Below are 8,350 nucleotides of genomic sequence, written 5' to 3'. Positions count from 1 at the left end.
CTGGAACGACGGTTGCGGGTGCGCCGGGTCCAGGGATCCGGGACCTACGTCAGCGAACGAATCGATTACGTCATCTCCCGGGACCGGCCGCCGTCCTGGCACCGCACGGTACGGGACGCAGGCGCGGTACCCCGTTCGGTGGTGCTCGATCATTCGGTGACGCCGCTGCCCGCGGACTGTGCGGACAAGCTGGAGGTGCCGACCGGCACTCCGGCCCACCACATGCTCCGGCTCAACTACATCAACGAGGCCGTGTCCGGTTTCGGTACGGAGTGGATCTCGCACGACGCGGTCCCCGATCTGGCGGCCGGGATGAGGGTGGAGGAATCACTCGACGAGGTGCTCCGCCAGATGGGTCACGTCCGTTCGGTGCGGTCCTGGTGCCGCACCGCCTCGGACATCCCCCCGGCCGAAGTCCAGGAACGGCTCCAACTGGTGTCCGCGGTGCCCGTCTGGGTGGTCGAGAGCGTCAACCGCGATGCCGAGACGGGAATAGCCCTCACCTACAGCAAGGCGTGGATGCGCGGCGACGCCGTGCGCGTCGTCATGGAGATCGGTGCACCACCGGCTCCGCCACGAACTACCGACATTCCCACTGAGACGAAAGAAGCTGCATGGCAATGATTTCCCCAGCCTACGGTCGCGAACGCGTCGCCGAACTGCTTGCCGCGGCAACGGAGGACGAGCTCGTCGCACTCGCGGACGCCTGCCTCGCCGACGGTGCCGAACTCGAGGTGCTCACCGCTCCCGAGATCGGCTCGGTTGCCGCGCAGGTACGCGAGCCGATCGTGTATGACCATTTCTTTCTCGGTGACGTGCTCGCGTGCCGCGCCGAGGTGACCCTCGACGGTGTACGCGGCTGGGCCATGCGGATGGGTGACAACCGTGCCGCCACGCTGGCCGCCGCCGTCTGCGACGCCGAGGTCCAGGCCGGCCGCCCGCACGGCGCGCAGGTCCTGGCGCTGTGTGCCCGCGTCGAGGAGGCCCGGGAACTGGCCGAGGGTGACGAGTGGGCGCAACTGGCGCCCACCGTGGTTCAATTCGAGGAGCTGACGTAGATGAGTGAGATCGTTCCCGGAACCGCCCTCGGCGCCGGCCTCAATCCCCTTCAGGCTCAGGCGGTCTACCGCGCAGTCCTGGATGCGTTCGCCCGGCCGGGCACCATCCGGCTACTCCCCCGCACCGCGTACCCGTCGGCGCTGCTGTCCGCGATGTCACTGGCGGACCTCGAGACCGGCACACATCTGCTCGAAGCACCCGGGGAGGAGTGGACGTCGGTGCTGGCCACTGCGACCGGTGCGCCGCAGACCTCGCTCCGGGACGCCAAGTATGTGACGGCACTGCGGCCGCTCACCGACGACGAGCTCGGCGAGGTGTCCGTGGGCACGCCGCTGAGCCCCGAATCGGGTGCCACGGTGATCATTGCGGTGGACTCCGTGCGCGGCGGCGACGCTGTGCGGCTCACCGGGCCCGGAGTTCCGCAGCCGATCGAATTCGCGCCGCACGGTATCTCCACCGGGATCTGGGAAGCCCGGGAGCGACTCGTATCGGCGTTCCCCACCGGAGTCGACCTGTTGTTCGTCGGGCGCGACGGAGACCTGGTGGGCATCCCCCGCACCACCGTCGTCGACACCCTCGTTCACACCACACCGACCGCAAAGGCCAACTGACATGGGATATTCGGGAGCACGCGGCGGATTGGACGCAATCCTCGCCGCCGAGTCGCTGGTCCGCGGCGCACGAAACCACGACCCCGCGCCGTGGCTGACCACGGAGCAGATCACCGGACGCATGCGCCTTGCCGTCGACCGCGTGATGGGCGAGGGCAGCCTGTACCACGAGGACACCGCGGCGGATGCCCTTCGGCAGGCCGAGGGCGATGTCATCGAGGCGACGCACCTGGTGCGCGCCCACCAGTCCACGCTGCCGCGCCTCGCTGTGAGCGAACCCATCGACCCGGACGAGATGGTGGTGCTGCGGCGCATCGTGCCGGCGCACCGCACTCCTGACGGCCCGCAGTTGCTGGGCCGCACCAGCGACTACACCGGACGCCTGCTCGACCGCGGTTCCGAACCCACGCCCGTCACGATCCCTGAGGCCATGCGGGAGGAGAGCGAGCGGACCGAGCCGGAACGGCATCCACGACGGTTCTCCGACATGCTCCGCGAGATGGACCTGCTGGTCGACAACCGTCCCGCCGTGGCCGCGACGCGGGCCGAGCCGTTCGACATTTCCCGGCATCCCGCCCGCCCGCCGGCCCCGCGCTCGGCGATCCTCGCCAGCATGGCCCGTGCGGAGACGGGTTCGCTGATCGGCACCTGGTACCGCTCCATCCGCGGACCCGAGGGCAACTTCCACGAGGTCACACTCGGCGAGGTGCGCCACGGTCGTCTCCCGCTCCGGGTGGCACACCCACACACCGGAAAGCCGGTGCTGCTGGGGCATATCCGCGCTTCCGAATGCGAGGCCATCGAAGACCTCAACGGACCGGACGAGGACCGCAGCCGTTTCGACGTCGGCTACGGCCTGTGCTTCGGCCACAACGAACGCAAGGCGATCGCGATGGCCAACCTCGACATCGCGTGCCGGCGGTACGGCGACAAGGACGGCCTCGAGCAGGTGCTGCTGCTCACCACGGACGGACTCGACTCGTGCGGGTTCCTCGAGCACCTCAAGCTGCCGCACTACGTCACGTTCCGCTCGATGATCGACCGCAAGCGGGCTGTGCGGGGAGTCGACGCCGACTCCCAGCGCATCGCCGAACCCATCGGAAGGACTTGCTGATGACCGTCACCGACACCGACACCGTCACCGCGCCCACCACCACCGCCGACGTGCTGGCCTCGATCGACGCCGCCGCGTTTCCGCAGGGCATCCTGGACGAGGGGTCCAAGCGGGAGATCCGCCGCGCCACCCTCGCCGCGGTCTGCGTGCCCGGATACCAGGTCCCGTTCGGCTCCCGGGAAATGCCGGTCGCCCGCGGTTGGGGATCGGGCGGACTGCAAATCACCCTCGGCCTGCTCGGCACCGAGGACGCCGTCAAGGTCATCGACCAGGGCGACGACGACGGCGTGAACGCCACCAACCTGCGACGGCTGATCGTCGACAGCGAGCGGTGCGACCAGACCCAGGACACCCGTGATTCGACGGTGGTGCAGAGCCGCCACCGGATCCCCGAGGAGCCGATGGCCGAGGGGCAGACGCTGGTGTTGCAGGTTCCCGTCGCGGAACCGCTTCGCGGCGTGCAGAAGTCGGTGCGCGAGTGCGCACGCATGCACGCCGAGTCCGACTATTCGATGATGTGGGTGAGCCTGTACGAGGATCTGGTGCGCAATGGCGTCATCACCAAGACCACCGGCTACCCGGTGCTGGTGAACGGACGCTACGTCATGGTCACCACCCCGATCCCCCGGTGGGACGTGCCCCGATTGGACGATTCTCCGCACCTCACGCTGTTCGGCGCCGGCCGTGAGAAGCGCATCTTTGCCGTGCCGCCGTACACCTCGGTGGAGCCGCTCACTTTCGACGACGTCCCCTTCGAGGTGGAGGGGAGTACCGAACAGTGCTGTGCTCGTTGCGGATCCGCGGACACCTTCCTGGTGGAGGCGCCCGGCGGACGTCAGGCCTGCAGCGACATCGAGTGGTGCACGCGAACACTGGACGGTGACGTCGATCAGGCACTGCACACCGCGCACGCGCCGCTGCAGTACCTGCCCGACCCCGCCCGCCGGGTCCGAACCGCAGTGACCACCACGCAGCGCGCGCGCGCCGAACTCGAGGTGCGACCGGTCCCGGCCACGCCGGAGGGATGGACGTTGGCGGCCCACGGTGTCGGCAAGGTCCACGGACCCGGCGGCGCCGACGCGGTGCCCGGTACCGGGCCCGACACCGGCACCGCCATCAGCCCGCGTACCGGGGCGATCGTCGCGGCCTGGGATGTGGGTTTCGACGTGGCCCCCGGCGAAGCGCTGGGACTGATCGGGGAATCCGGTTCGGGCAAGTCCACGGTGCTGCGGTGCCTGGTGGGCGAGGAGGAGGCCACCGCCGGTTCGATGTTCCTCACCACGGTGGGTGAGGGCCGCACCGATGTGTTCGGTCTCGATTCCGCCGAACGGCGTGCGCTGCGGGTGGACACCCTGGGTCTGGTGCACCAGAACCCCGCCGACGGGCTGACCATGAAGGTCTCGGCCGGCGGCAACATCGCCGAACGCCTCACCGCGGCCGGCTGGCGCAACTACCACGAGATCCGGGATCGGGCCGCCTACCTGCTCGACAAGGTGGAGGTGCCGCTCGATCGCATGGACGATCCCGTCCACACGTTCTCCGGCGGCATGCGCCAGCGGGTGCAGATCGCCAAGGCGCTCGCCACCGACCCGCGGGTGCTGCTGCTCGACGAACCCACCACCGGACTCGACGCGTCCGTCGCCGCGGGAGTGCTCGACCTCCTGCGCAAGCTTCTCGCCGAACGGGACACAGCCGCTGTCGTCGTCAGCCACGACTTCGCGGTGATCGAAGCGCTCACCGACCGCTGCCTGGTGATGAACGTCGGCCGGGTGGTCGAGAGCGGACTCACCGATCAGCTCTTCCAAGACCCGCACCACCCCTACACTCAGCGGCTCGTCGCGGCCGCACGGAGGTGAACGACCATGAATGATCCGGTCCTGTCGGTTCGCAATTTGCGAAAAACCTTCACCCTGCACACCATCGACGGTCGCATCGTGACGTCCCTGCACGGGATCGACCTGGACGTCGCGTCCGGCGAGCACGTGGCGCTGGCCGGTCCCAGCGGCGCCGGCAAGTCCAGCCTCCTGCGGTGTGTGCACCGCAGCTACCTGCCGGATGCCGGCACGGTCACGCTGAACACCGACGCCGGCCCGGTGGAGTTGACGTCGCTGCCGGACCGAGAGATGGCCCGGCTCCGGGGCCGTGAACTGGGTTACGTCTCCCAGTTCCTGTCGGCCCCTCCTCGCACGGCACCGCTGGAAGTGGTTGCGGCAGCGGGACGCCGACGCGGAATGAACCGGCCGGATGCCCGCGACGCGGCTGCGGCGTCGCTGCAGCGCCTGGGGTTGGACGAGGCGCTGTGGGACGTGGACTGCAGCGTCCTGTCCGGTGGTGAGCGCCAGCGCGTGAACATCGCTGCGGGCACTGTCAATCCGCCCCGGCTCCTGCTGCTCGACGAGCCGGTTTCGGCTCTCGACCCGGCCAACCGGGAGCGGGCGCTCGAACTCATCGCGTCGTTGTCGGCGCAGGGCGTGGCCGTGCTCGCGGTCTTCCACGACCTGGATGCGATGCGGCAACTGGCATCTCGCGTGATCCGGTTCAGCGACGGCCGGATCGCCCAGGAAGGCACGCCGTCCGAGGTTCTGGAGGCAGCAGCATGACCGACATCACGCACACTCTCGAGCACCGCACCGCGTGGTCGTTGCAGCAGGCGCCGCGCGACTACGTGCTCGGCCACGTGCGTGCGGTCCTGCCGGGCCGGGTGTTCGACGACGCGCGGATCGTGGTGCGCGACGGCCGGATCGTGGAGGTCGGCGAGGTTACCGTCGGTACCCCGATCGACGTCGACGGTGGCGGATTGTATTGCCTCCCAGGGCTGGTGGACGTGCATTCCGATGGGCTCGAACGCGAGCGACTCCCCCGTCCGGGTGCGGAGCTGCCCTGGATGTTCTCGATGATGTCGTTCGAGGGAAAGCTGCGCGCCGCCGGGGTCACCACCGTGTTCCACGGCGCGTCGTTCTCGGACCGTGAGGCTGCGAAGAACCAGCGCAGCGTGCATGCGGCCATGGAGATGTGCGCGGCCATCGAGGCGTGGAACGACCGCGAGACCGACGGACGGCTGGTCGACCACCGGGTGCTGCACCGTCTGGACGTCCGCTCCGCGGCCGGCCTCGAGGCCATGCGAAGCCAGTTCGACCAGCAGCTGGAAGCGGGCCGGATCAGTGACACCCAGCCCGCGGTGATCTCGCACGAGGACCACACCCCCGGCATCGGTCAATACGCCGACCGCGCCTTCTACGAGCGTTACGTCGCGGGTATGCGCGGAATCTCGGCAGAGGACGCCCGGCTGGCGGTGGACCACGTCGTCCGCGAGCGGGAGAGCAACATCGGTGTCCGCGAAGAGGCCATGGACTGGCTCGCCGGTCGCGCGGCGACCGGGTGTGTGCGAGTCTTCGGGCACGACCCCGAGTCCGCCGTGGAGATCGCGGATCTGGCACGTCGCGGCGGCAACGTCGCCGAGTTCCCCACTACCGAGGAGGCGGCGCGTGAGGCGCGCGATCGCGGTATGTCCGTGGTGATGGGCGGGCCGAACATCCTGCGCGGCGGTTCGCACTCGGGGAACGTCTCGGCTTCGGAGCTGGCCGGGCTGGGGTTGGTCACCGCACTGGCGTCCGACTACCTCCCGTCCTCACTTCTCGGTGCGGCATTCACACTCGCGGGGCAGGCGACCATGCCGCTTCATCGGGCGGTATCGCTCATCACCAGCGGTCCCGCCACCGCGGTCGGGCTGTCCGATCGGGGGGCCCTCGAGCCGGGCCGGCGTGCCGATCTGGTGCTCGTCGGCCTCGAACATCAGTGCCCGGTGGTGCGGTCCGTGCTGCGGGCGGTCTGACCATGGCGTCGCCGATGTCCGTTTCCGGGGACAACCCGCTGGTAACGCCCCGGGCCGTTCCCCACCGGTTCATCCAGGGTTGCCGTGACGGTCACGGTGATGGAGCAACCTTCACCGTGAACGCGCCACGTATCGATGCGCGCCCGTTCCATTGCCACGCCCAGAATCCGGGCACAGAAGGAGACGACTTTCATGGGTAGCCATATGCGACGATCGCTCGCCGCCGTAGCCTTCGGCGCCGCCTCGGTTCTCGCCCTGGCCGCGTGCGGTTCCAGTGCGGCGGACGACTCCGCCTCGGACTCGTCCGGCAACTCCGATCATCCGCAGACGCTCGTTCTCGCCTCCATCCCGGCGGAAGACTCGCAGAGCCTGCAGCAGCAGTTCAAGTTGGTCGGTGAGGTGATCGAGAAGGAGACCGGCATCCCGGTCGAGTTCCAGAACGCCACCGACTACGCCGCCGTCATCGAGGGACAGCGGGCAGGGAAGGTCCAGATCGCCGGTTACGGTCCGTTCTCCTACGTCACCGCGAAGGACAGCGGAGTCGCGACCATTCCCGTCGCAGTTCCGGTGGATGCCGCCGACGAGAAGCCCGGGTACCAGTCCTACGCCATCACGAAGGCAGGCTCGAACATCAAGAGCCTCGCCGATTTCCGCGGCAAGACCGTCTGCTTCGTCGACCCCGCATCCACGTCGGGCTACCTCTACCCGTCGGCCGGTCTGCTCGAGGCCAGCATCGACCCGGTCAAAGATGTCACCCCCGTCTTCGCCGGCGGCCACGACGCATCGGTACTCGCCGTCGCCAGCGGTCAGTGCGAGGCGGGCTTCGCCTACGACACCATGGTCGATGAGGTGCTCGTGAAGAAGGGGCAGATCAAGCCCGGCGAGATCGACGTGCTGTGGAAGTCCGAGACCATCGCGGCGAGTCCCGTCGCTATCAGCGGTGACCTGTCGCCCGAATTGCAGGCACAGCTCACCGACATCTTCCAGAACAAGCTCAACCGTCCCGCCCTGGTCGCGGGAGGTTACTGCAGCGACGAGGCGTCGTGTGCACTGCCCGAAGACGTCGAGTTCGGCTACGTGAAGGTCGACGACTCCTCTTACGACGGCGTCCGCAAGGTCTGCGAGGTCACCCGGGCCGAGGCGTGCCAGGGCTGAATCGATTTGCTCCACAGATGAATCCGTACTTCACGAATCCGGCGAGACCAGGGAGACCATGATGCCCGACCCCGACCATGCCGCGCTCGGCGCGTCCATCGACCGCATCCTTACCCCGTCCATCACCCTCGACACGGTGACGAAGGACTTCGGTTCGCAGATCCGTGCCCTCGACGACGTGTCGTTGCGGGTGTACCCGGGAGAGGTCGTAGCGCTGCTCGGCTTGTCGGGATCGGGCAAGTCCACCTTGCTCCGGCTGCTCGATGGGTTGCACCTGCCGAGTTCGGGCTCGGTGACCGTGCTCGGCCACGACGTGGGCACCGCCCGGGGACGTGAGCTGAGGAACCTGCGCCGGCAGGTCGGCTTCGTCTTCCAGCAGTTCCACCTGGTGGGCAGCATGTCGGTGCTCGAGAACGTGTGCACCGGCGCCCTCGGCTCACTGCGCGGACCGCGCTTCGGCCTGTTCACCTACCCGAAATCGGTGCGCCTGGCGGCGATGGAGCAACTCGACCGGGTCGGCCTCGCCGACCGGCCGTTCCAGCGCGCCGACACGCTGTCCGGGGGCCAGCAGCAGCGAGT

The 8,350-nt window shown here is 68.7% G+C and carries 9 protein-coding genes; all 9 read left to right on the top strand.

All coding sequences use genetic code 11. From position 1 onward, the window contains the following. The coding region (locus WAW17_RS24570; protein WP_422335493.1) for a GntR family transcriptional regulator at positions 1–624 on the top strand (624 nt) is incomplete at its 5' end. Beyond that, positions 621–1,058, top strand: coding sequence for a phosphonate C-P lyase system protein PhnG (locus WAW17_RS24565; RefSeq protein ID WP_422335492.1), 438 nt, complete (start codon positions 621–623; stop codon positions 1,056–1,058). The genes WAW17_RS24570 and WAW17_RS24565, both read left to right, overlap by 4 nt. Next, positions 1,059–1,670 carry a phosphonate C-P lyase system protein PhnH gene (gene phnH / locus WAW17_RS24560; RefSeq protein ID WP_422335491.1) on the top strand — a complete coding sequence of 204 codons (612 nt, stop codon included), beginning with the start codon at positions 1,059–1,061 and terminating at the stop codon, positions 1,668–1,670. A 1-nt stretch (position 1,671) separates the two neighbouring features. Beyond that, positions 1,672–2,784 (top strand): carbon-phosphorus lyase complex subunit PhnI, encoded by a 1,113-nt coding sequence (locus WAW17_RS24555; RefSeq protein ID WP_422335490.1) that lies wholly within the window; start codon positions 1,672–1,674, stop codon positions 2,782–2,784. Continuing rightward, entirely contained in the window at positions 2,784–4,640 is a 1,857-nt protein-coding gene (locus tag WAW17_RS24550; protein ID WP_422335489.1) for an alpha-D-ribose 1-methylphosphonate 5-phosphate C-P-lyase PhnJ, read from the top strand. Before WAW17_RS24555 ends, WAW17_RS24550 begins: the two co-directional genes overlap by 1 nt. Positions 4,641–4,646: 6 nt before the next feature. After that, positions 4,647–5,384: an ATP-binding cassette domain-containing protein gene (locus tag WAW17_RS24545; protein ID WP_422335488.1), complete on the top strand. Its 738-nt coding sequence runs from the start codon at positions 4,647–4,649 to the stop codon at positions 5,382–5,384. Further along, positions 5,381–6,616: an alpha-D-ribose 1-methylphosphonate 5-triphosphate diphosphatase gene (locus tag WAW17_RS24540; protein ID WP_422335487.1), complete on the top strand. Its 1,236-nt coding sequence runs from the start codon at positions 5,381–5,383 to the stop codon at positions 6,614–6,616. The genes WAW17_RS24545 and WAW17_RS24540 overlap by 4 nt, the downstream gene beginning before the upstream one ends. Positions 6,617–6,808: 192 nt before the next feature. Then, positions 6,809–7,771: a phosphate/phosphite/phosphonate ABC transporter substrate-binding protein gene (locus WAW17_RS24535; protein ID WP_422335486.1), complete on the top strand. Its 963-nt coding sequence runs from the start codon at positions 6,809–6,811 to the stop codon at positions 7,769–7,771. A 61-nt stretch (positions 7,772–7,832) separates the two neighbouring features. Then, positions 7,833–8,350, top strand: a 518-nt coding sequence (locus WAW17_RS24530) for an ATP-binding cassette domain-containing protein (RefSeq protein ID WP_422335485.1), incomplete at its 3' end; no start/stop codon positions are given.

This window comes from Rhodococcus sp. (in: high G+C Gram-positive bacteria), assembly GCF_049286785.1.
Taxonomy (GTDB): domain Bacteria; phylum Actinomycetota; class Actinomycetes; order Mycobacteriales; family Mycobacteriaceae; genus Rhodococcus_F.
Note: the sequence above shows the minus strand (reverse complement) of the source record. Positions and strands in the feature narration are given on the sequence as shown.

Bases quoted from the DNA above. Each gene is read 5' to 3' on its own strand.
- phnH (WP_422335491.1), top strand. From the start codon at position 1,059: ATGAGTGAGATCGTTCCCGGAACCGCCCTCGGCGCCGGCCTCAATCCC.
- WAW17_RS24545 (WP_422335488.1), top strand. From the start codon at position 4,647: ATGAATGATCCGGTCCTGTCGGTTCGCAATTTGCGAAAAACCTTCACC.
- WAW17_RS24555 (WP_422335490.1), top strand. From the start codon at position 1,672: ATGGGATATTCGGGAGCACGCGGCGGATTGGACGCAATCCTCGCCGCC.
- WAW17_RS24565 (WP_422335492.1), top strand. From the start codon at position 621: ATGATTTCCCCAGCCTACGGTCGCGAACGCGTCGCCGAACTGCTTGCC.
- WAW17_RS24540 (WP_422335487.1), top strand. From the start codon at position 5,381: ATGACCGACATCACGCACACTCTCGAGCACCGCACCGCGTGGTCGTTG.
- WAW17_RS24535 (WP_422335486.1), top strand. From the start codon at position 6,809: ATGGGTAGCCATATGCGACGATCGCTCGCCGCCGTAGCCTTCGGCGCC.
- WAW17_RS24550 (WP_422335489.1), top strand. From the start codon at position 2,784: ATGACCGTCACCGACACCGACACCGTCACCGCGCCCACCACCACCGCC.